The organism is Anaerobacillus sp. QJM3NY_32 (genome assembly GCF_056173645.1).
This window is the reverse complement of record NZ_CM149684.1, coordinates 1,157,005-1,179,278: the sequence shown is the minus strand read 5'-3', so window position 1 is coordinate 1,179,278 and position 22,274 is coordinate 1,157,005. Positions and strand designations below refer to the sequence as shown.

26 protein-coding genes are annotated in these 22,274 nt (G+C 40.6%); 14 read left to right on the top strand and 12 right to left on the bottom strand.

The features are described from left to right. Positions 1–143: 143 nt before the first annotated feature. The 3 genes from AC0VYH_RS06385 to AC0VYH_RS06375 all read right to left on the bottom strand — a co-directional run bounded on the left by AC0VYH_RS06385 (position 144) and on the right by AC0VYH_RS06375 (position 3,832). Positions 144–1,961 (bottom strand): sigma 54-interacting transcriptional regulator, encoded by a 1,818-nt coding sequence (locus AC0VYH_RS06385; RefSeq protein ID WP_475373469.1) that lies wholly within the window; start codon positions 1,959–1,961, stop codon positions 144–146. Between the two features lie 153 nt (positions 1,962–2,114). Beyond that, positions 2,115–2,417 carry a hypothetical protein gene (locus AC0VYH_RS06380; protein WP_475373468.1) on the bottom strand — a complete coding sequence of 101 codons (303 nt, stop codon included), beginning with the start codon at positions 2,415–2,417 and terminating at the stop codon, positions 2,115–2,117. A 17-nt stretch (positions 2,418–2,434) separates the two neighbouring features. Beyond that, positions 2,435–3,832: a YqiA/YcfP family alpha/beta fold hydrolase gene (locus tag AC0VYH_RS06375; RefSeq protein WP_475373467.1), complete on the bottom strand. Its 1,398-nt coding sequence runs from the start codon at positions 3,830–3,832 to the stop codon at positions 2,435–2,437. A gap of 100 nt (positions 3,833–3,932) precedes the next feature. On the opposite strand from AC0VYH_RS06375, the gene AC0VYH_RS06370 reads away from it, so the two are divergent. From AC0VYH_RS06370 to AC0VYH_RS06355, 4 genes are all read left to right on the top strand, one after another. Continuing rightward, positions 3,933–4,214 (top strand): DUF1433 domain-containing protein, encoded by a 282-nt coding sequence (locus AC0VYH_RS06370; protein WP_194220746.1) that lies wholly within the window; start codon positions 3,933–3,935, stop codon positions 4,212–4,214. A gap of 292 nt (positions 4,215–4,506) precedes the next feature. Continuing rightward, the gene (locus AC0VYH_RS06365) at positions 4,507–4,788 is read left to right on the top strand and encodes a DUF1433 domain-containing protein (protein ID WP_475373466.1); all 282 of its coding nucleotides are present in this window, start codon (positions 4,507–4,509) and stop codon (positions 4,786–4,788) included. A 184-nt stretch (positions 4,789–4,972) separates the two neighbouring features. Beyond that, the gene (locus AC0VYH_RS06360) at positions 4,973–5,296 is read left to right on the top strand and encodes a hypothetical protein (RefSeq protein ID WP_475366910.1); all 324 of its coding nucleotides are present in this window, start codon (positions 4,973–4,975) and stop codon (positions 5,294–5,296) included. A 246-nt stretch (positions 5,297–5,542) separates the two neighbouring features. Next, positions 5,543–5,695: a hypothetical protein gene (locus AC0VYH_RS06355; RefSeq protein WP_475366909.1), complete on the top strand. Its 153-nt coding sequence runs from the start codon at positions 5,543–5,545 to the stop codon at positions 5,693–5,695. A 94-nt stretch (positions 5,696–5,789) separates the two neighbouring features. On the opposite strand, the gene AC0VYH_RS06350 is transcribed toward AC0VYH_RS06355, so the two are convergent. Then, positions 5,790–5,966 (bottom strand): hypothetical protein, encoded by a 177-nt coding sequence (locus tag AC0VYH_RS06350; protein WP_475373465.1) that lies wholly within the window; start codon positions 5,964–5,966, stop codon positions 5,790–5,792. Between the two features lie 211 nt (positions 5,967–6,177). On the opposite strand from AC0VYH_RS06350, the gene AC0VYH_RS06345 reads away from it, so the two are divergent. From AC0VYH_RS06345 to AC0VYH_RS06310, 8 genes are all read left to right on the top strand, one after another. Continuing rightward, entirely contained in the window at positions 6,178–6,522 is a 345-nt protein-coding gene (locus AC0VYH_RS06345; RefSeq protein ID WP_475366908.1) for a DUF1433 domain-containing protein, read from the top strand. A 224-nt stretch (positions 6,523–6,746) separates the two neighbouring features. Beyond that, positions 6,747–7,091, top strand: a complete 345-nt coding sequence (locus AC0VYH_RS06340; RefSeq protein WP_475373464.1) for a DUF1433 domain-containing protein — start codon at positions 6,747–6,749, stop codon at positions 7,089–7,091. 208 nt (positions 7,092–7,299) lie between these two features. Further along, positions 7,300–7,638 (top strand): DUF1433 domain-containing protein, encoded by a 339-nt coding sequence (locus AC0VYH_RS06335; protein ID WP_475366906.1) that lies wholly within the window; start codon positions 7,300–7,302, stop codon positions 7,636–7,638. Between the two features lie 34 nt (positions 7,639–7,672). Beyond that, entirely contained in the window at positions 7,673–8,017 is a 345-nt protein-coding gene (locus tag AC0VYH_RS06330; protein WP_475373463.1) for a DUF1433 domain-containing protein, read from the top strand. A 112-nt stretch (positions 8,018–8,129) separates the two neighbouring features. Then, positions 8,130–8,402 carry a hypothetical protein gene (locus tag AC0VYH_RS06325; RefSeq protein WP_475368654.1) on the top strand — a complete coding sequence of 91 codons (273 nt, stop codon included), beginning with the start codon at positions 8,130–8,132 and terminating at the stop codon, positions 8,400–8,402. A 48-nt stretch (positions 8,403–8,450) separates the two neighbouring features. Continuing rightward, complete coding sequence (locus AC0VYH_RS06320; RefSeq protein ID WP_475368653.1) at positions 8,451–8,627, top strand: hypothetical protein; 177 nt, start codon at positions 8,451–8,453, stop codon at positions 8,625–8,627. A gap of 189 nt (positions 8,628–8,816) precedes the next feature. After that, entirely contained in the window at positions 8,817–9,140 is a 324-nt protein-coding gene (locus AC0VYH_RS06315; RefSeq protein ID WP_475368652.1) for a hypothetical protein, read from the top strand. Positions 9,141–9,161: 21 nt separating this feature from the next. Next, on the top strand, positions 9,162–9,485 hold the full coding sequence (locus AC0VYH_RS06310) for a DUF1433 domain-containing protein (RefSeq protein WP_475373462.1): 324 nt from the start codon (positions 9,162–9,164) through the stop codon (positions 9,483–9,485). Between the two features lie 222 nt (positions 9,486–9,707). On the opposite strand, the gene aspA is transcribed toward AC0VYH_RS06310, so the two are convergent. Both aspA and AC0VYH_RS06300 read right to left on the bottom strand, forming a co-directional pair. Continuing rightward, entirely contained in the window at positions 9,708–11,138 is a 1,431-nt protein-coding gene (aspA, locus tag AC0VYH_RS06305) for an aspartate ammonia-lyase (RefSeq protein ID WP_194220727.1), read from the bottom strand. A gap of 593 nt (positions 11,139–11,731) precedes the next feature. After that, a complete protein-coding gene (locus AC0VYH_RS06300; protein ID WP_430245070.1) occupies positions 11,732–12,187 on the bottom strand; it encodes a GNAT family N-acetyltransferase in 456 nt (151 codons plus the stop codon). Positions 12,188–12,529: 342 nt separating this feature from the next. Here AC0VYH_RS06300 and AC0VYH_RS06295 point away from each other — a divergent pair, with 342 nt between their 5' ends. Continuing rightward, complete coding sequence (locus tag AC0VYH_RS06295; RefSeq protein WP_430245072.1) at positions 12,530–12,772, top strand: hypothetical protein; 243 nt, start codon at positions 12,530–12,532, stop codon at positions 12,770–12,772. Between the two features lie 165 nt (positions 12,773–12,937). Here AC0VYH_RS06295 and AC0VYH_RS06290 read toward each other — a convergent pair whose 3' ends face one another. Then, positions 12,938–14,275 carry a YheC/YheD family endospore coat-associated protein gene (locus AC0VYH_RS06290; protein ID WP_475373461.1) on the bottom strand — a complete coding sequence of 446 codons (1,338 nt, stop codon included), beginning with the start codon at positions 14,273–14,275 and terminating at the stop codon, positions 12,938–12,940. A 192-nt stretch (positions 14,276–14,467) separates the two neighbouring features. Between AC0VYH_RS06290 and AC0VYH_RS06285 the strand changes: the two genes are divergently transcribed. After that, positions 14,468–15,862: a Mur ligase family protein gene (locus tag AC0VYH_RS06285; protein WP_475373460.1), complete on the top strand. Its 1,395-nt coding sequence runs from the start codon at positions 14,468–14,470 to the stop codon at positions 15,860–15,862. A gap of 242 nt (positions 15,863–16,104) precedes the next feature. Here AC0VYH_RS06285 and AC0VYH_RS06280 read toward each other — a convergent pair whose 3' ends face one another. From AC0VYH_RS06280 to AC0VYH_RS06260, 5 genes are all read right to left on the bottom strand, one after another. Further along, positions 16,105–17,556: a glycoside hydrolase family 32 protein gene (locus tag AC0VYH_RS06280; protein ID WP_475373459.1), complete on the bottom strand. Its 1,452-nt coding sequence runs from the start codon at positions 17,554–17,556 to the stop codon at positions 16,105–16,107. Continuing rightward, a complete protein-coding gene (locus tag AC0VYH_RS06275) occupies positions 17,557–19,161 on the bottom strand; it encodes an extracellular solute-binding protein (RefSeq protein WP_475373458.1) in 1,605 nt (534 codons plus the stop codon). Between the two features lie 19 nt (positions 19,162–19,180). Continuing rightward, complete coding sequence (locus tag AC0VYH_RS06270) at positions 19,181–20,068, bottom strand: carbohydrate ABC transporter permease (RefSeq protein ID WP_475368649.1); 888 nt, start codon at positions 20,066–20,068, stop codon at positions 19,181–19,183. 26 nt (positions 20,069–20,094) lie between these two features. Beyond that, positions 20,095–20,979 carry an ABC transporter permease gene (locus tag AC0VYH_RS06265; protein ID WP_475367470.1) on the bottom strand — a complete coding sequence of 295 codons (885 nt, stop codon included), beginning with the start codon at positions 20,977–20,979 and terminating at the stop codon, positions 20,095–20,097. Between the two features lie 267 nt (positions 20,980–21,246). Continuing rightward, positions 21,247–22,221 carry a LacI family DNA-binding transcriptional regulator gene (locus tag AC0VYH_RS06260; protein ID WP_475366896.1) on the bottom strand — a complete coding sequence of 325 codons (975 nt, stop codon included), beginning with the start codon at positions 22,219–22,221 and terminating at the stop codon, positions 21,247–21,249. Positions 22,222–22,274 lie beyond the last annotated feature (53 nt).

Below are 22,274 nucleotides of genomic sequence, written 5' to 3'. Positions count from 1 at the left end.
ACTCCTTCATTCTGACTTACTTATCTATAGAAGCAAGATCCGTGCCAAGTTTAACAAGCGCTACATCAAGCATTTTTGCGCTATTGATTGTAGCACCTACACTACAGTTGTTGATTTTATGTAGTGATTCTCCTACACTTCACTTAGGAGATGTCGAGATTTTTTAACTTTTGATAAAGCGTGGTCCGATGAATCCCCAGGCGTTCTGCTGCTTTCGTTTTATTGCCACCTGCATCTTTTATCGCTTGAACGATAGTTTCCTTTTCTCGTTCCTTCCCAACTCGTTTCGCTTCGTCTAATAAGCTGTGGGATTTTTCATCAGGAATTTGTTTTGCACGATCTGCCTTCACGTTAAAAAGTCCATTGAGGTGGTCTTTCCCAATAATCGGCTCATCAATTAACGTAACCACACGTTCAATCGTATTCACTAGTTCACGAATATTCCCTTTCCACTCTGAATGAGTAAGAGTAGATAAAGCTTCGTGGGTAAATCGTTTTGTTTGGACGCGATACTTCTCACAAATCTCTTTCGCATAGTAAGACAGGAGAATTGGAATATCCTGCTTCCGTTCCCGGAGAGCCGGGACATGGAGGCGAATGATATTTAATCGATAAAACAGATCTTCACGAAACGTCCCTTTTTCGACGAGCTCCTTTAGATGTTGATTCGTTGCCGCGATCACTCTTACATTGGTTTGGTATTTCTTGATGCCACCAACCCGCTCAGCTTCTTTTTCTTGGAGCACACGAAGCAGTTTTGTTTGCATACTTAGCGGAAGTTCTGCAATTTCGTCCAAGAAAATCGTACCGTTATTCGCCAGCTCAAATTTCCCGGGCTTTCCTCCTTTCTTGGCTCCTGAGAATGCGCCTTCTTCATATCCGAATAATTCTGATTCAAACAAATGCTCAGGAATGGCCGCACAGTTCACGCTAATCATGGGGCCTGTCGCAAAAGGACTTAGATGGTGGATACTTTTCGCAAACATTTCTTTCCCCGTGCCACTTTCACCGGTAATGAGCACGGTCGCCGCTGTTCTGGCTGCTCTTCTAGCAAGTCGTTTCGTAGCTTTAATCTCTTCACTTACACCAATAATTTGATCAAGCGTTATGTGATTCTCTTTCTTTTTTCCAACTTGTTTCGTGCCTCGTTCAGGCTCCTCTGCATCCGTTTCTTTAAGTCGTTCATAAATTTTATAGATCTCCGAAATCCCTTCAAAGATAAGCATTCCGATGGCGCCGATCACAGCGCCATTTTTCACAATCGGAATGCGGTGAACGACCATTTCATGGCCCTGGATTGTTTGGAGTACACCACGCTCGGCTAGCCCTGTTTGCACGGTCATGTGAAGCTCTGTATTATCAATTACTTCAGTCACATGTCGTCCAATCGCATTTTCTTTCTCGATCCCAGTAAAACGGCTGTACGCTTCGTTAAACTCCTGAATCGTTCCGTTTTCATCTACAACAGCAATCCCTTCATAAGCACTTTCGAGCACGGTGTTCAACGCCTCTGCTGTATGCTGTTTTTGCTTAAGCTTTGAAATGTATTTCGAAAACCCATCCGTAATATCGCCTTTTGATAACAAGCCAATCAATTTCCCTTTTGAATCAAGGACAGGCAGTTCATTGTATGGTAGTGAAAAAACCTCTAAGATTGAATCTTCAGGGTGGACCACCGCGAAGTTTCGTTTAAAAAGATCTCGCCCTACTTTTACGTCCCTGCTGTCATGTAGAAAATAAGATAGCACTTGCCTCAGTGTGATCGTTCCGAGAAAATGATGATCATCATCCACAATCGGTAATGTATTTAATTTATGGCTGATCATCCATTCACCAGCCTCCTGAATTGACTGTTCCGATTTGATGCAAAGAGGTTCCGGTGTCATCCAATTCTTCACATAGAGAATCGGTTCTACATCTGATAAATCATTATTCGTTTCAACGAGATCATTGATCGACATAAGTTAGCCCTCCAATATGATGGTGCCTGTTTAGTGGTGCCTGTCACCACCCGTTTAATGATGAATGCTGTCGAAATAAGCGATTGAGCGTAAGTCTGCCCCTATTACTTTCGATAGGCATAACAAAAGGACCTCCCTTTAATGAGACGTCCTTCACCTTACCTTTATACTGTCATGCAACATTTCATACATCATCTTCATCTTCATTAACTTCAACTCATTCTCTTCAAACCGCTGCACCAGCGCTTTATTCGCCTGACCATCAAAGTTATGCTCAATCTGGTTAAGAATCGCTTTATGTCGCTCACTAAGCGATCCGACCGCGTAGCAATGTTCTAAATGAGCGTTTAATAGATTTGCTTCCGCTTCAAGATCACTTTTGATCTGCGTTCTTAAGGCATCTTTTTGCCGCTGCCTTTCCCAGTAATCGTTCCACCAGTCAAAATCAAAGTCCACTTCTTCACCTCTTCTCTTTAAGATTCGTAACGTAGCCACTGTGCTAGTAATTGATCGGCTCGCATTAAGTCTTGACTCATTCGCTCCATGTTGTAAGCAATGTCCTCCGTATCCTGATGGGTGTCACCAAGTGATGCCATTAAGCTATCGAACATCTGGATATCAAATAGCATCGGTACACCATCAACTGGCGCTTTCGTAAATTCATGAAAGTAACTCTCCACCTCTGATGCATTTAATTTATCAAATTGCCCGCTTCCTACTGCATTCATGTATTTGCTTTTCATATCGCGCATTGTGTTCATGTATACATCTAGGAAATCTAGCAACGCCTGTTTTGTTGCTTCAAGTTGCTCCTCGCTCTGCTTCATTTCTTGCACATACATTTCCATTAAGCTTTCTTGGATTTGGATATGGAAGTCAGAGACACCGCTGTTTTTCAGTGCGAGTGGGGATAGATTGAGTTGACTTTGAAGTTTTTCGTCGAAGAGCACTTGTGGGACAAAGTAACCTTCGTCGCCATACAAACTAGAATCTAAGTAATTTTTAATCCCGTGCATGGCTACCCCTGGCATACCCGCTTGTTCTGGATCATTCATATAATAAACGGAGCCAACAGATTTCTCATAATAAGTGCCAACTACATCATCTGGATAGGTATAGCTGATGACATTATCTTTATACTCCCCATTAATGGCATTTTGCTGTTGCTCAGGGGTTAATAGTGAATAAATATCTGCAGCAGCAAATGTGACGGCATTCGAATCGTGATTGACCGCAAAATACTGCGCTAATCCCCCACCAAGTGAATGACCGACAAAAGTAATATTTTTTGCTCCATACTTCTCCACATAGTGATCCACTTTTTCTTCCGCTTCAGTAAATTGATTTTTATGTACATATGAAATCGTGCCAGCCTTTGAATTTAGTTCAGCTCGACCACTTGCTAGACTCGCATCCTGAGAAGCGGTTCCTAAATAGGCTGTTGTCCCATACCTCTTTTTGGTATAATTGGAATTGCCTAAAACGATGCCTTCTATGTCTTCGTTGATATCTTTATTTGATTCAGCAAATTCAGCTTTACTGATCGTATTTTTCTCATATACGAGATTTCCATTTTCGATACTTGCTTCACCGGTCGCTAACATCGCGTCTTGGGAAGGAGAACCGAAATACTTTGTTTCGACTTTAGTAGTGACTGATTTTGGCATTTCTGTACCGCGAAAACTGATGACAATTTCATCAGTATTAGAATTTCTTAGTACATATCCCAATAAGCCAGTTTCTTTATTTTCGATAGTATCGATTTTTTTCCAAATTTCAAATTTATTATCAACTAGTTTTACTCGAATTTCAGTCTTAACTTCATCGTATGTTCTTACAGAAATGTTACTTGCAGTTTTGTCATTAATCATCATATCTCTCCTTTTTTAATACGGAGGCTGAGGGGGACTTTATATCAATAAATTGTTATTTTTACCAATTATATTTATTATACTATTAGGAGGTTGCAGTGTGAACTCACAAAGTGAAAACTATGATGATGAGACTAAGAGAAAAGCAAAAGAATCTGTAGAAAGTTTCTTGGTTAACAACTATGAGAATATTAACTCTGTAGAATTCACCAATGTATATCAAAGTGAAATGGGCAGTCTAAATGTAGACGGTACAATTAACAATGGAGAATCTGACTTTTCAGCTGGAATAGAAAATGATTTTTCGATAGGTAGTATCGGATTAGGGGAAGGGTTTCCTGAGATTAAAGAAGAGTGCAGAGAAGAAACTTGTGATTATTAATTACTGTTTTATTTTACAAATTAACTATAAAATAATATAACAAACCACTTGGGTTCTGGGTGGTTTTTTTTTATCAAACTTACTTATGATAGATTTTCGATGTAAATGTTATATTTATCAATAGGCCTTTTTCTATATTGCTTAAAGATTGAACCAACATATATGAAGTACCTAAAATTCTTTACTTCCTCATTATCTCAATTTTTCCCCTCTAAATATCTAATGAGGTGATTTTTTGTATTCTCGACTCATCTTAATACTTTCCATTATTATACTATTAGGAGGCTGCAGTGTGAACTCTAACAGCGAAAACTACAGCGAAGAAACAATCGAAAAGGCGAAAGCCAGCGTAGAAAGTTACATTATAAATAATTATCAAAATGTCGAAAGCGTAGAGTTTAAAGATTCTCCTTCTGCACCGATGGGTAGACTTGTTCTTGAAGGCACCGTTAATAAAAAAGCTACATTTAATATCGGAGTGAATGATGATTTTACAGTTGGAAGCATTGGCATGGGGGAGACTTTCCAGAGCCTAAAGAAGAATGTAAAGACCACTCCTGTGACTATGAAGTAAGTAAGTAATGAAGATAGTGCTCTCTCAGTCTGTTGCCACAGATTTTTCTGTGTAAGTAGGCTTTCTTTTTGAAGTATGTGGCTACTCTCTTCCCTTTTATACTGTTTAGGTTAATCGAGAAAATGAATAAAGCTAGCCGATTGAAATTTATACATAAAATGATTCATCTCGAGGTGATGCTCAAATGAAATTCATCCGTATTTACACCATTGTATCGCTCATTTTATTAGTTGGTTGTAGTACGAAAGAATACAGCGAAACAACAGTGAGAGAAGCACAAGCAAACGTGACGAGTTACATAGAAAACAATTACGCTAACATCGAAACCCTTACAGTAACCGAGCCCTATGAAGCAGAAATGGGGATTATGACCGTGGATGGTAAAGCAAACGGTGAAGCTTTTTCTGTAAGCCTGGACACTGATCTGATGGTAGCTGGGGTAGCGATTCAAAGTGAACAGTTTCCTGAAAAGAAAGAAGAATGTTTGGAGAGATTATGTGACGATTAATTGTTTCTCACATTCAATGCGCTTGCTCCATATTCGCGCTAAAGGTTAGGAGATGGTACTATTTCTACATTAAAAACGTTTCCCCTTGTCGTTCTTCTCCTGTTAGCTGCTTGTAGCTTCCATACGCAGAGCGAGGATTATGACGACGAAACACAGAAAAAAGCAAAGGCTTCTATTGAGAAATTTATCACGAATAATTATGAAGAGATTGAATCCGTTGAGGTCACTAAAGTTTATCAAAGCGAAATGGGTGGACTAAATGTAGATGGAACGGTCAATGGTGGTGAAGCTAGGTTCTCAGCTGGAATCGATAATGATTTTACTGTTGGAAGTTTAGGATTAGGGGAAGGGTTTCCAGAGATGAAAGAAGCTTGTAAAGAACAGATTTATGGTTCGTAAATAAGACACCTCATAACCATACGCAACTCGAGTTGTGTATGGTTATGATTCGTTTAGCTGTGAAAAATGATCTTACCTGGTTATGGATGTACGATTATTTCGTTTTTTCTTTTGCAGGATACAGTTTGTTCAATACGGTAGCAACTGTCATAGTTGTTAAACCTAGTGCAAGACCCTTTATAATGACATGATCAGGCAAAAATACATACTCAATACTCATTAATATCATTACAATCAACCATGTAATAAGGAACCTTTTACCAAAAGACATGTATACCCCCTTCAAATCTCCTATTCTCACACCATCCAAATATTGTAACTTTCTATTTTAACTACCACTTACCCTCATATACGAAACATGCTTTTCAATCGTAATGAAACTAGCAAATTAACGCTCTCTTCATCCTCTACCTTTATTTGGTATAATTAGATTCAGCGTTTTTCATCACTACCAATCTATTAACAACGTGAATCAAAACGAGGTGGTTCCCTTTTATAAACGATTATTTTTATTCTTCACCCTCTCCATTCTATTAGGGGCTTGCGGTTTTTTCTCACAGGGAAACGACTATGATAAGGAAACAATCGATAAGGCAAAGAAATCGGTTGAACGTTTTATTGCTCATAACTATGAAGATATCGGATCCGTTGAGATAACCAGTTCCTATGAAAGTGAAATGGGTGGTTTAACGATTGAGGGAACGATTAATGACGGGGAGGCTGAATTTACAGCTGGGGTTCGAAGTGATTTTTCAATTGGGCATTTAGCTCCAGGAGAGGATTTCCCTGATATGAAAGAAGCGTGTAAAGAGCAGATTTGTGAGTGACCGAACCTTTAATCATGTACAAATCAGCTCGCATCAATTTTCACCAATGGGAACTGTGTTCATTAGTGGTCAAGTTAATGACGATAAACACTTCACCTTAAATTTAAATTAGGAAGATGATTACAATGTCGTTGGTTTCTCTCATGATGCGTTTTTTCTAGAATTAAAAGACGAATGTAAAAAGAAAGTTTGTTAGAAACTTGTAAAGAAAGGATAGATTCGTTTTGAATATAAGGCCCCTTCTATTTGTTGTATGCCTTATCCTGCTCTTCGGCTGTAGCCAGAACTCATCAAGAGCGTACGATGATGAAACGATCTCAAAAGCAAGAGCTACAGCTGAAAGCTACTTAATTCACAATTATAGAGATATTGATCAGATCGAGTTTGATAAGGACACAACTAGTCCGATGGGCGACATGATGATCTCTGGCATTGTAAATGGGAATGACAAAGCAACCTTTTCGATCGATGTCGAAGTCGAAAATGACTTTTCAGTTGGAAGCATCGGAAAAGGAGAAGAATTCCCTGACCGTAAGCAGGAATGTATCGAAAAAACGTGTGATTACTAACTGAACATGGTGGCCTCGTTATTAATCTCCCCTCTTATACCGAGTGTCGTCCTCTTTATTGGCCAAAAACGAAATATATTGGCCAATCTCCTAATTTATTGGCCAAACTCGCGATATATTGGCCAAATTCTCATTTTATTGGCTAACTAGAATGATTCTAACAGTGGTAGGGGCAACTTCTAACCGCCGTTCACGAAAGGTGATCATCATGCAATGGAAAGTACCAATTTTTATCATGCTCGCCCTTTTCCTTAGCGGGTGTAGTCTGTTCTCTACTGGTAGTAATGAGTATTCGGAAGAATTCATTTTACAAGCAGAGAAAGAAGCGGAACATTTTTTAAGAGCAAATTATGATAACGTTGATGAGGTCACTTTTAGTGACGATCATAGTAGCCCTATGGGTGGGCTTGTGATTCGAGGAAAAGTAAATGGTGAGGATGTGTTCTCAATGGATATGGACAACTCGTTAAAGGTGATCGCGATCAGCGAAGGAACGGGTTTCCCTGTAGAGAAACCAGCGTGTAAGGAGAAAGTTTGTGATGACTAAGTTGTCATTATGTTCTTTAACAGGGAGGTTTTTTTTGAAACGTACAATTAGCATCTTCCTTTTAATCTCTTTATTAGGATGTAACGCCATTTCTTCATCAGAAACGGTTGATAAACAAACGTTTGAAAAAGCAAGAGAAAGCGTAGAAAGCTATTTGCGCCATAATTATGAAGACGTAGAAATAATGACGTTCAGCGAGGATACGAGTGATCCGATGGAAGGTTTAATGATAAACGGAACGGTCAATGGGGAGGCCACATTTAATATTGGGGTAAATGAAGATTACACGGTCGGAGGGATCGGGAAGGGCGAGGGATTTCCCGAGCGGAAAGAAGCGTGCCTGGAGCACTCGTGTGACTATGGACAGCTGGAAGAATAGGTTAATATCTAGTCTCAAATGATAGATTGTATCTTTCTAAGGAAGTGATTTTATGAAATGGCCCCTTTCTCTTTTGGCATTAACATTTCTTTTACTTACGGGATGTAGTCTGATGCAAAGAGAGGAATATGACGAGGAAACGATCAAAGAAGCGAAAGCGAGCGCGACAAGCTATATAGAAAATAATTATGAGAGCATTGAACAGATCACGCTGAAGGATCCCTATCAGGGAGAGATGGGAAGTTTTAAGCTTGAGGGTAAAGCAAATGGAGAGGCTTTTTCAGTGATGTTAAATAATGATTTGACGATTTCAGTTATGTCGATCCAGAGTGAGAATTTTCCCGAGAAGAAAGAAGCGTGTCTGGAGAACATTTGTGACTATTAACGTGACGAAAAAAGCGCGTCTTCTCTTTCCTGATCGCGAGGTGATTTTTTGTTAAAACGACTTTTTATGGTGCTTCTTATTTTAATTGTTCTCGGTGGGTGTAGTTGGGGATCTTCCCAAGAAACGTATGATGAAGAAACCATCGCTAAAGCGGAGGCTTCCACACAAAATTACATCAAGAGCAACTTTAAAGAGACCCAATCCGTTACAATCACAACCGTCTAACAAAATGAAATGGGCGGCATGACGGTAGAGGGATCAGTGAATAACGGTGAGGACACTTTTTTTGCGGGAATTGAAAATGATTTTTCGGTTGGGAGTATTGGGATAAGCGAGACATTTCCGGATCGAAAAGAGGACTGTATGGAGCGCACATGTACATATGAACACTGACTCGATAGGAGGGGAAATGGAATGAAGTCCTATAGAGGTGCTTTTCTCGCTTTGGTGATCCTTCTTAGCGGATGCCAGGCAGAAACGTATGATGAGGAGACCATCCAGAAAGCAACCGAAGTAACGGAAAGCTATATGGTGAACAACTTTTTAATAGAAGAAATGACATTAGACGCCCCCTATCAAACAGAAATGGGCGGCATGGCGATTGATGGTACGGTGAATCAGGGGGAGGATTTCACCATCAACCTCGAAGACGATTTTACAGTCGCCGGGTTAGCCATTCGAAGCAAAAATTTCCCACCTCGGAAAAAAGGGTGTGAAGAAAGAGTTTGTGAATACTAAATATGGATCTGAGGTGACTCTGTGAAAAAACGAATCATTTTTCTTGGCACACTCCTTCTCCTTGTAGCAGGTTGTAGTGACGAGTATGATGATGAAACAAAAACAAATGCTAAAAAATCTGTTGAAAGCTTCCTGATGAACAATTACGAGCATATCGATTCTGTTGAATTCACGAATGTTTATCAAAGTGAAATGGGTGGCTTGAACGTCGATGGTACGATTAATGATGGAGAAGCTGAGTTTTCCGCTGGGATCGAAAACGATTTTTCAGTAGGAAGTATCGGGTTAGGTGAGGGGTTTCCCGAAATTAAGAAGGCGTGCCTGGTTGAAACGTGCGATTACTGAGCAAGAATACCCTCGTGATAGGAGAGAATCGCTCTTTATTGGCTAAAATCCGATTATATTGGCCAAAATTCCATTTTATTAGCTAACTAGAATCATTCTAACCACGCCCCCCAACCTAACCACCCCCCGCCCTCCATCACCACTACAAAAAAGCCGCACCTCGCGCGAGCGCAAAGTACGACTTTTCCCTATTCTCGATCTATCTTTCAAACACCGTTCGGCTTACTCTCGATCAAATAACGACACACCAGCGATTCCTGGATGGGTCATTTCGTACGGATCTAAGATTAAGTTTAGTTCTTCTTCAGTGAGCACATCGTACTTCAAGCAAAGCTCTCGGATCGAGGCGCCGCTTAGGATTGCTTCTCTGGCGATTCGCGCTGCTACTTCATAGCCGATGTGCGGGTTTACGGCGGTTAGGACGCCGACGCTTTTTTCGACGTACTCATTGAGTCGGTCTTCATTCGCTTCGATGCCTTTTAGGCAGTTGTCTGTGAACGTGCGGAACGTGTTCTTCATGATGCTGAGTGATTGAAGCAAATTGAAGACGAGCACGGGTTCCATGACGTTTAATTCGAGCTGCCCTGCTTCTGAAGCGAGGCAGATGGTGTTGTCGTTTCCGATTACCTGGAAAGCGACCTGGTTAATAACTTCGGGTAAGACGGGATTCACTTTACCAGGCATAATCGAAGATCCGGGCTGTCTTGCTGGCAAGCTGATTTCGCCTAATCCCGCTCGTGGTCCGGACGCCATTAGCCTTAGGTCATTTGCGATTTTTGACATGTTCATCATACACACTTTTAACACGCCAGAAACTTCGGTGTAGGCGTCGGTATTTTGCGTGGCGTCGACCATATCTTCCGCTCCTACGAGTGGTAAACCGCTAATTTCCGCTAGTTCTTTTACAACGAATTCAATATAGCGCGGATCGGCATTCAGTCCCGTTCCTACTGCCGTTGCGCCCATGTTCAACTCATATAAATGCTGACGGGATTGTTTAATTCGTTTCATATCGCGCGCAATCACGCGACTGTAAGCTTGAAACTCCTGACCAAGTCGAATCGGCACGGCATCTTGAAGATGGGTGCGTCCCATTTTAATAATGTGGTTAAACTCTTCTGCTTTTTGTTCGAAAGCGGCATGCATGTCTTCCATTGTGCTTAGCAACTGCTCCATCATATTTAAGACGGATAGATGAATAGCTGTTGGAAACGAGTCGTTTGTTGACTGTGACATGTTCACATGGGTGTTCGGGCTACAAGCAATATAGTTCCCTTTTTCTTCGCCTAACAATTCAATCGCGCGGTTCGCGATGACCTCATTTACGTTCATGTTAATGGAAGTACCAGCGCCTCCCTGGATCGGGTCGACGATGATGTGATCATGCATCTTTCCTTCCATCAATTCATCTGCTGCTTCGACGATTGCGTTTCCAATTCCAGCATACAGATGCTTCACTTCCATGTTGGCGAGCGCCGCCGCTTTCTTCACCATGGCGAACCCTTTGATCAATTCTTCATGGATGCGATAGCCCGTGATCGGAAAGTTCTCCACGGCGCGTAGCGTTTGAATGCCATAATAAGCATCAATCGGAACTTCCTTTTCTCCCAAGAAATCGGATTCGGTTCTTGTGTTGGTCATAGTTGTCGGCATGATGATTCTCCTTCTTCTGCTTCGTCTTCTAATCTATCGAACTGTCGTGTTAAAATTCCGGCAAAAGGTGGTTTCACAAACTGCACCAATTTCTCTACAGATATGCCTGAAATTTACCCATTCTCTGCTTCTAGCGAGGGAATGGTCCCCCCTAGTATCTATTCATAAGTTACATTTCCATCACTTGAAATAGTTCGTGTAACGCATATCAACATTCCCCATTATAATTACTTCATGAAATAGTTCAAGGCTTTTGTACTTAATAGGCGTACCTTTTTATAGAAGCTTTTATTTGGTTAAGCTAATCTATGTAAAAAGTTTCTATAGCTCGCGTTTTATATGAGGCTAAAACATTTAACGGAACTAAGGAATTGGTCCATACAAGCAACGGCTGACCACCTTAGCCTAGCTAACTACGCTAGTTATGAATCGGGATACCGCATCCCCTCCGTTCTATCGCTCAAATCGAAGAGACAATCCCTCTCCCCATTTTCCGAAACACAACGAATGGCCCCATTCAATAATGCTTGAATGGGGCGAAAGAGTGAGAGGCGATTATGTACTGATAGACCATAGTTTTTTTAATACCAGTATTAAAGCTTCTGCTTTACGGGAAGCCTCATTTCAACCTGATCTGCGGACTGGTTTGTCTTCACAAACCCTACCTTCTCATACACGCGCATGGCCGGTTTGTTTGCGGCAGCCACTTCTAACTGGATAAAATCGTTCACGCCTTCATATTGCTCTAAACCGAAAGCAATGCCCTGTTTCACGAAATCGGGACCTATTCCCTTTCCAATTAAATCAGGAGCTAAAGCAAGTCCGATCTCCAATCCTCCATCGACGATCGTAAACTCAAATAAACCTGAAACAGTCCCTTCATGCATAGCGACAAATCCATCGCAGCCCCCAGGACCTGTGAAAACACCATTTTTCTCACCAGATATAAAGTAAGGGGTCATATAAAGGTCAGCAAACTTTCCCTCATAGTGCCAATCATCAATCTCCTGTGCAGATTCGAATGAGATTGGAACAAAATGAAATTTCATAACGTCTCTCCTCCGGTAAACGGCTGTTTATTGGCCGAAATACCAATATATTGGCTAATTTATCATTTTATTGGCTAAAAACGAAATATATTGGCTAAAATCACTTTTTATTAGCTAACTAGAATCATTCTAACATTCACTAATACTAATCTCGCTAAATGCTCTTCCTCTAGGATCTAAAACCTCATTCCGTCCGATTTCAACCGTTATTTCGCCGCCTATTACGTGCCATTTTCACCCATCTAAAAAAGGTCTCTGTTACTTAAAATAACATAAAAATGGCTTAATCATCATTTAATCCGGGTAACAATAGGAGTAGTGATTACTAAAGGAGGTTAAAACATGGAAGCTCGTGAGCGAGTACAAGAATGGATTTATTCAACATTTGATATAGAGGATATTACACTTCAACATGATGATTCGCTACCTTATGGGCAGCGTGTTTTCTCGGAAAGTGATGATGATTATGCGATCGTCTTCTTTGATGAATCATCCGATCAAGTGATGTGTTCGTTTAAAGAGATGAAGCCGCTTTGTTTCCGCGTCGATCCGATAGTTGAATTTGCTGAAAGGTTCAATCAATGAAGCGTCTGAAGAATGTCATTAGAGTAATATAGCTATCCTTTTCTTATGTGCTAATCTCGATTAGCTTTTTGTAAGAAGATTTAAAAGGATAGCTAGCTTATTTCTAATTATTCACCTATAAAACCCACACCAACTGAAGTTTTCTCTACATAAATTATCCCCCACCTAAAACCCACCCAAATACCGTGCATATCTCATATTCTGATACCGGCTCGTATAGAACGCCAGTCGATCCTTCGCCATCATCGCAATATACGGATCGGGATTTTGATGATTGATTTCAATGATTGAGATCTGACAGTTGTCGTCTAATCCGATATCAACGCCGATATTGGCTAGATGGTAGCCCTGTTCTTCGATTTTCTGAATCGAGTTTAACACGACGCGTTTCATTTCTTCTTCTACCCTTTGAATTTCTTTGTCCTGTAGCTTCCAGACGTTTTTTAACGTTGCCCTCGCTATTTCGGTATGACCGCCGGCCGTAATGTTGCTGACGATTTGCCCTTTTGCGCCATAGCGTGAATAGATCCCGATTGTTTCCCACATTCCTTTATGATTCTTTGAAGTCATCACGCGAAAATCGATAACTCTTTGTTCGTATGTTTTGAGTGGGATCGTTTGCTGAATAAGAAAGCTATTTGTCTCAAGATGCTTTCGGAAAAAGGCATCGCTCTCTTCTTGATTTTCGAAACGTTCTTCGCGGCTTCTTCGGTTCTCATCGTATTTCACGATAATGTGATGTTTCTCCTTCTTCACATTCAATATGCTTTTCCCTAATCGGCCGTTTAATGGCTTGATATAGATGCTATCATGTCTACGCAGCATGTTGCGGACGCTCTGCACATCCTCGTACAGCACGGTTTCCGGCAGATATTCTTTAAATTCAGGACGCAACATTTGATACATTTCCCATTTTGAGAAATGGGGATAGTTAAACACTCTTCCTCCTAAACGAAGTTCAAAATCGGTCATGCACTCGTGAAACTTCTCCCAGGAGGACGTTAAGCTTGGCTCGGCAATGGACATCACGACGGCAGGATAAGGGAGCTTTATAACTTCCCAGACTTTTTTCACGGGATGATAAAGAAAGCCGTTGATCATTCGCTTTTCTTTCTGAATCCCTTCGATAGAGAAGACTATCACCGCTCCGCCGATCGCGCGGTAGCCTTTGACGAAGCTTTTGTATGTGGATACTAGTTCGACTAGCTTTCTGTTTGTTAATTCGCAAAGAATCCCAATAAATGGACCGATAATGATCGTGTCACCTTGCACGATAACATCATAATGACACGATAATGGGAGGTCGAGCTCTTCGATTACGTTCGTTGAGAGATGGAGTTCATCTTCTTTCGCATAATCTGAATGATATACAGTGACGTTCCAGTATTTGATGCCAAATTGAATACGATAAGTCTTTTCCGATTGTACCTCGCGACTAATGTGAGATTTCTTCGATACAATCAACCGATCATTTTTCTGAAGGTACGATTTGACGCCTAACATCCTACTCCCTCCGCTCCATTGCATAAAACATATCATTCTCTTCCGACTGACTACGAAGGTAGTATATGCATTTGGAAGTAAATAGGAATGTGCTCCTAAAAGATTGGTAGAATGACAGGAGAGATATGCCCGTACACCTCCCCCTTGTCTGGAATAAGATAGGAGTAAGTCTAAAGCGAAAGTGTGGTTAATATGAAGCATCTTCCACTACCACGGCTCCTTCCTGTTCTAGAAGGAACGGTTTTATCTGGAAGCACCGCAAAAACAGTGAAAAACGCCGCAAAATATGGAGAGCACCTTATTACAGATCAGTCGTTAGTTTTTATGCTTAAACGAAAGTCGTCCATGTCTTTACCAGATAAAGCGAAAAATATTATGGTTGTCACCTCTAACCCGAAAGCTCTTAAGAATGTGAAAGAAGACGTTACGGTCATTTATGTAGAAGACGTTAGAAAAGCGTATTATCGCTTTATTTCGTTTTACAGAGGCTTATTTCAGCTACCTGTCATTGGAGTGACAGGCACCTGCGGTAAAACAACGACGAAGGAAATGATCACGTGGATTTTGAAGGAAAGAGATCGCGTTGTTAGTACGAAGTTAAGTCATAATGGACTGGCGAGAAACCTCGATTATTTACTAGAAATCGATGGTGCAACAGACAGTGCTGTGTTTGAGATGGGCGTTTCTGGGTCTAATCAGCTTCTTTATTCCGCCCATTATTTCCGGCCACAGATCGGTATTATCACAGCCATTGGTACGGATCACATCGAGGGATTTCTAAGTCAGGATGCGTATATCGCGGAAAAAGCGAAGATGTTAAAAGCCGTTGGAAAGAACGGGACGATTCTATTAAACCGAGACGACGAAACGATCCGAAACCTTGATCTAAGCGAATTTACCGGTAAGGTTCTTTACTATGGACAGGATTCGTCAGCTCATTTCCGAGCACGCAGCATTCGGTTCAATCTTCAGAAGAACGGCATGGATTTTATCCTTGTTTGTCGTGAAGGTGAATTTTCTTGTTTTGTACCAGGATACGGCACGCATAACGTCTTCAATGCGCTCGCAGCGATCGCCGCTTCCTCCCTCGTTGGCGTGAAGATTCCAGACGCCATCCGTCGCTTGAAGTCCTTTCACCACGTCAAAAGTCATCTGCAATTTCATGAAGGAAGAAAGGGCAGCCTGCTTATTGATGACACGTGGAATACAAATCCAACTTCTATCGAAGCGGCATTGGAAGTTCTCATTGAAACCGCTCAGGGAAGAAAAACAGTTGCCGTCCTCGGTGAAATGGAAGAGCTCGGTCACTACGCCGAGCAGGAGCATCGCAAAGTCGGTGCGCTTGTCGCGAAGAAAGACGTGGATGCGCTAATCGCCGTCGGGAAAAACGCCTATCCGATTTGTAGCGAGGCCGCTAAGTTAGGCATGAATCCGTCAGCCATTCATAACGTGACAACGCAATCGCAGCTGCTCACGCTCTTAGATCAGCTCGCCTCCCCTCAAACGTCGATTCTTTTAAAAACATCGATGCGAAGATCGTTTAGCGATACGCTACAATCACTTGTAGTGAAATCGAAAAGAAATTAACAAGCATAATGAGTTCCGTTCTCTATCGTAAAACCGTATTTTTCAGCTGAAAACGTAAAGCAATATGTACTGAAATTCCACTATGATTGTTTTTGATACAAGGCTATGCAAAAAAACAAGCCTCATCTCAATTGCTCTATAATTGAGATGAGGCTTTTGTTTAGTTAATCTTTGCTTCATTCTAGTTGGCGGTAAATTCTATCTATTCTTCATTTGCGTCAAACTTTATCTTGAAGAGAAACCTACTTACTTGGCACTGAAAGAGTGCCTTTAGCTATGTTAATTTCCCCTCCTACACTAGATACAGAAAGCTCTGAGCATATTTTGTCAGGATAGATCAGACTGGTTAATGCGTATTTTCCATCATTGATGAATAACTCTATGGAAGAAGCATCAGCCACTGCCGTAAGTTTCATCTCCTCCGTACGATCGATTTTTACTGTTTGAACATGAGTGAAATTTCTAGAAAAATCCACTTCCCCTGATGCACTCCTGTCCAGTGACAATTCTCCCTTTTTCGTGTCGATGTGAATGGAGGTAAAATGTTCAGCAGAGTGATGTAACATAACCTTATAAGCTTCAGCATCCATACTCTCAATAACAAAGTTCATTTTAAAATACGGTTCATCCAACTTAAGCTTTAGCGGTGAATCAGCTGAGACACCCACATTCCTTAGGGATTTGGATTCAGTAAAATAAGAATCTAGCTCTTGCACAGGGGTTTGAATAATTGTATAGCTTTCATGCTCTTGCTGGAGTTGAAGAACGCGCGGTAACGTCATTTGGCTTCTCCAACCATAGGTAGGAACTTCATTTGCATAGCGCCAATTACTCATCCAGGCAAGGTAAATCCTCCTCCCGTCCTTCTCAGGAATATCAGAAAAGCTTACCCCGGCATAATTATCTTTTCCTGCGTCTAACCACTTAATATCTTCATGATGGGTTGAAAAGTTTTGGCCATCAAAGGAGCCGACAAAATATTGAGTGCGCGAACCATTCTCAAATTCCGGATTATCCCCAATGCTAACTAGCAACACCCATTCGGATTTGTTACTTCCAGTGACCGGTAGCTCGAACAAATCAGGACATTCCCATACTCCTTCATGAGACCCTACCGATTCTCCAAATTCACTCTCAAATTTCCAGTCTATTAGATTGATAGATGAATAAATTGATATCGTTTGACCAGTTGCTACAACCATCACCCATCGATTTGTATCGTTATGCCATATAACTTTTGGATCTCTAAAGTCTACTATTGTATCGTCAACAAGGACTGGATTATGCTTATATTTTGTCCAGGTTCTCCCGTCGTCATGGCTAAATGCGAGACTTTGCCTTTGAACGGGCATCTTCCCTTCTTCATGTAAATGGTGGGTAAATATCGCCACTAAACCAGGTTCATTCGGAAAGAATCCAGATGTGTTGTTCCAATCCACCACGACACTCCCAGAAAATATCGTTCCAAGTTCATCAGGGTATAAAGCAATATCCAGTTGTTCCCAAGTGATCATATCTTTACTTACTGCATGGCCCCAGTGCATAGGGCCATGTATACAGTCTTTGGGATTGTGCTGAAAAAACAGATGATATTCGCCTTTAAAGTAAACCATGCCATTGGGATCATTCAACCAATACTTTTTAGGAGCAAAATGTAAGTAAGGTCTATATGTTAGCAAGTCTTGCGTTTTCAATTACTTGTCCTCCTGTGCTTCCATATATTTGTTAAATGCATTTTGCTTAATTTCCATCCATTCCGTTAAGCCTAAACGCTCCAACTCTTCCAAGCTAGCTTCCCATTCTTCATCCACTGTACCGTTGACAATCCATTCTGAGCGCTTTCTTTCCACATAAGGAAATAAATCTGCCTCAATTTCAGAAATTGTTTCGAGTTCTTCTAGTTCAAGAAATACATTTGGGTACGTATAATCTGCGTTCATGTAAGGGACTAACTTCTCATGAAGTAAGTCCATTCTCCAGGCAGCATCATCTGGCATTGTTGTAATTTCGCCAAAGTAGCTATTCAGTATAGCTAACGGACCACCAAGCGCTGATTGTTCCCGTAATTCAACTGGAGCAGTTCCTTCTAGTTCTAAATGCTTTAACATCTCCTCGTTTTCATCATATTCGAAGATATTTTGTTTCTCTTCATCTCCATATGTGCCCCAATTATTTTGAACGGACTGAAGTGGAGCATACATCTGATCAATCCATTTTGCTGTTAACTCCAGATTCTGATTAGAACTCGTAATGACCATTCTTGATCGATCAAAACCAAGCGAGTTGCTTACGGCTACATTTTTTTGACCATCCGGTCCCTCCAAAGCAGGCAACATCTCATAATTTTCACCTGAGATGTTATTCTTATCCCATGTGAAATATACACCGTAGCGTTCGTTACCACCCTTGGCAACATAATTGTTCCAATCCTGCTCAAACGCTTCCACGTCAATTAAATCTTCCTGATAAAGACCATGTAAATAGTTAATCGCCTCTTTATAACCATCTGTAGTTGGCGTGAATACGACTTCTTTATCATTTGAAACGACCGTATGATTCCAGTTGTCCCCTTCACCAAACGAGCCGAATAAGAAGGCAGGGTCCTCTTGTCCCCCGTTTAAAATAAAGGACATAGGAATCGTTTGTCCTTCACCCGCAGGATCTTGATCTCGAAACGCCTTGAGTACTTCTTCTAATTCCTTCGTCGTTTGAGGCATCTCCAGTCCTAATTCATCCAGCCATTTCACATTAATCCAACCTGTGCCCTCTACTGCCTGAATCTTTTCTTTACCAGTACCTAGCTCCTCAATCCATGGAAAAGAATAGATATGACCATCTGGTGCAGTTACCATTTCCTTATATTCTGGTGCCTGTTCAAACACCTTTTGTAAATTTGGCATATAATCCTCAATTAAATCTTCTACAGGAATGATCGCTTCATCATCTGCAAGGTTTAATAATTCATAGTCACTATATCCAGAGTTCATAATCGCATCTGGAAAATCACCGCTTGACATTGCTAAATTTCTCTTCTCAACAAACGCTTCTCCTGAATAACTATCCCACTCAATATGCACACCTGTTTCCTCTTCCAAACGTTGACTTATTAATTTATCATTTGGATCTTCCGGAGCCATCGGAGAGCTTCCAGTCATAAACTTAAGCGTAACATCCTCTTCAACTGGGAAGGTAATATTTGATAGCTCGTAATCCTTAGCAGCACTTTGTTCATTTGAGCATCCTGATAGTAGCAACGACCCTAACACCACTCCAAACAACGCGTTCTTTACCTTTTTCATAACATTTCTCCTCTTTTCATTATTTTAATGAGCCTACCATAACACCCTTTTCGAAGTACTTCTGAAAAAATGGATACATAACTAGTAAAGGTAAACTAGCTAGCACAATGGATGAGTATTTAATCATTTCTGATAACCTTTGCATTTCAGCCATAGCCAGTTGATCTGAGATCATCCCAGGTTGGACTTCATTTTGTATTAATATAGATCGCAAAATGAGCTGCAGCGGGTATTTAGTCTGATCATCCAAATAAATCATTGCCTCAAAGTAAGCATTCCACTGACCAATGAAAGCGTATAGTGCCAACACAAATATAATCGGCTTAGATAATGGAATAATGATCTTTACGAAAATCATAAAATCGGAGGCACCGTCAATCCTGGCCGCTTCTTTTAATTCTTTTGGAAGCCCTTTAAAATAAGTTCTTGCCAAAATGATATTCCAGACAGAGACGGAACCGGGTAGAATAACTGCCCAAATCGTATCTAACAATCCAAGACCTCGAACCACCAAGTATGTAGGAATCAACCCGCCACTGAAAAACATGGTAAGTAAGAAGAAAAACATGATGCTCTTTTTCCAAGCCAGATTGTCAACGGATAAGGAATATCCTGCAAGCACTGCAACTAGTACAGATATAAACGTAAATGTAGTAGCGTATAATATGGAATTAAAGAATCCCCTCATAATCGTCCCATCGGCAAAAATTTGTGAATAGCCATCAATTGTCCAATGATCGGGATTCAGTGAGAACCCTTTAGTTAACAAGATACTCGGCTGGAGAAAAGAACCCAGCAGCACATACAAAAGAGGTACTAACACGATTAAAACAATAACTGACAAAAGAATCTTGTTGATAATGAGTAGATATCGGTCTTTCCGTGAATTGTTAATTATATTGTTCATTTTCTTCCCACTCCCTCTAGCGCTTTTTACACAAGACCTTCACCATCATTAAGTTTCTTGACGACATAATTCACAAAGAACAGTAAGAATACATTGATAACGGCATTGAATAATCCTACGGCTGTTGCAAATGAATAATCTCCAGCCTGTAATCCGCGTTTATAAACGTAGGTTGGTATAATCTCTGAAGCTGGCAAGTTCATACTTGTTTGCAATAAATAGGCTTTTTCAAATCCAATAGCCATAATTCCACCCGCAGCCAATATGAACAATACGGCCATAACTGGCTTTAGTGTAGGAAGATCAATATGTCTTATTCTTTGGAGCAAAGATGCTCCATCAATCGTAGCAGCATCATGGAGCTGTGGATCAACATTCGACAATGCTGCCACATAGATAATCGATGCAAATCCAGCGCTCTGCCATACCCCCGAGAAAATATAAATGGATCGGAATGCATCTGGATCAGACATAAATGAATATGGCTCATTAGTGAAAAGTGTCATTATACTGTTTATCGGCCCTGTGGGAGAAAGGAAAATAAACAACATTCCTGAGATTACTACTACTGAAATAAAATGCGGTGCATAAAGAATTAATTGGACGTTCTTCTTGACCTGAGCCCGTTTTAACTGATTTAACATGAGGGCCAGAATGACCGGAATAGGAAAGCCAATGATCAAATCGAAAGAACTGAGCTTTATTGTATTCATCAAGATACTCAGAAAATTGGGCGACTGTAGAAAGTTAGTGAAGTGCTCTAGCCCGACCCAATCACTTCCCCAAATTCCTTTTGTCGGACTGAAGTCCTTAAATGCAATAACGGTTCCATACATGGGCACATAATGGAAGACAAGTGTTAGGATGATAGCGGGAAGCAGAAATAGATAGAGGATATAATTGGTGCGCATATTTTTTTTATGTTGACGTTTTGTTTGTGACTTTTCTTTACGCTTTATTGCTTGACTTGTTTTTGGCAAGGTGTTGGATAAAATGTTTTTATTCTCCAAAAAATCTCCCCCTTCAAATAAGAATGTGATTTAAGTCAACCGGTTGACATATTGTGATGATGTAACCCCCCCTTTTTTTAAAAATTTACATTATTTGTTCATATCATATAGCAAACGCTTACAAATATCAACCGGTTGACATAAAAAAAGTAGTAGCGATTCAAAAATTTAAGTTGTTCTGTTTTTCAGTAATTGGACCGGTAGTACCGTTTCTAAATCAACTGTTGCTTCCGGGTCGTCAACTAATTTCAGAAGGGTGTTCACTGTACTCTTAGCCAAACTTTCAATAGGCTGCCTGATGGTTGTTAAGTTGGGTTGAATATTCATTAGTGTTTTTGTCCCGTCATAGCCGACAATTTTCAATTGATCTGGAACCTCAATCCCCATCTCTCTAGCAACATTTAAACAAGAAACGCCAATCATATCATCACTTGCAAAAATGCCATCCACTTGCGGAACTTCGGCAAAGATCTTTCGTATAAGCTCTATCGTTTGCTGCACATCAAATACATCCTGAATTTCATAAGTAATAGGATTTGTTATAATATCCTCGTAAGCTTTTCTTCTTAACTGTGTAGGGGTCTCTAGCTGAGCCGGGCCATTAATATGTACAATATTCTTACAACCTTTTTCTATCAAATGCTCGACAGCCATCTTCCCTCCCTGGTAATTATCCGAAGATATGACAGGAACTGTTGTTGATAAATACCTATCAACGGCTACAACAGGGATGTTTTGGCGTTGATAAGTACTAATTCCTCTGTTATGGGAACAAACTATTATTCCATCGACCTGATGGCGAATCAACATATCCGAATAAGACTCTTCTTTTTCTTGATTATCCAGACTGTTACACAAAATAACCTTATAGCCTAAATCCGCCAACATATTTTCAACATTAAAAGTCAGCTCTCCAAAGAACGGATTGCTTATAGTAGGTACGATTAATCCTATAAAGCGCGTCTTTTTTTTATAAAGAGACCGCGCCAGATCGTTCGGATAATAATTTAATTCTTCCATCGCTTCTTTTACTTTTTTTCTCGTACGCTCACTTATATATCCGCGATTATTAATCACTCTAGAAACTGTTGTGCGCGTTACTCCTGCTGCTTTTGCAACATCATCTAACTTTACCCTTTTCATCATCCATCTCCTCGCAACTTTTTCCATATCAATTCACTAATTACTTAACTATT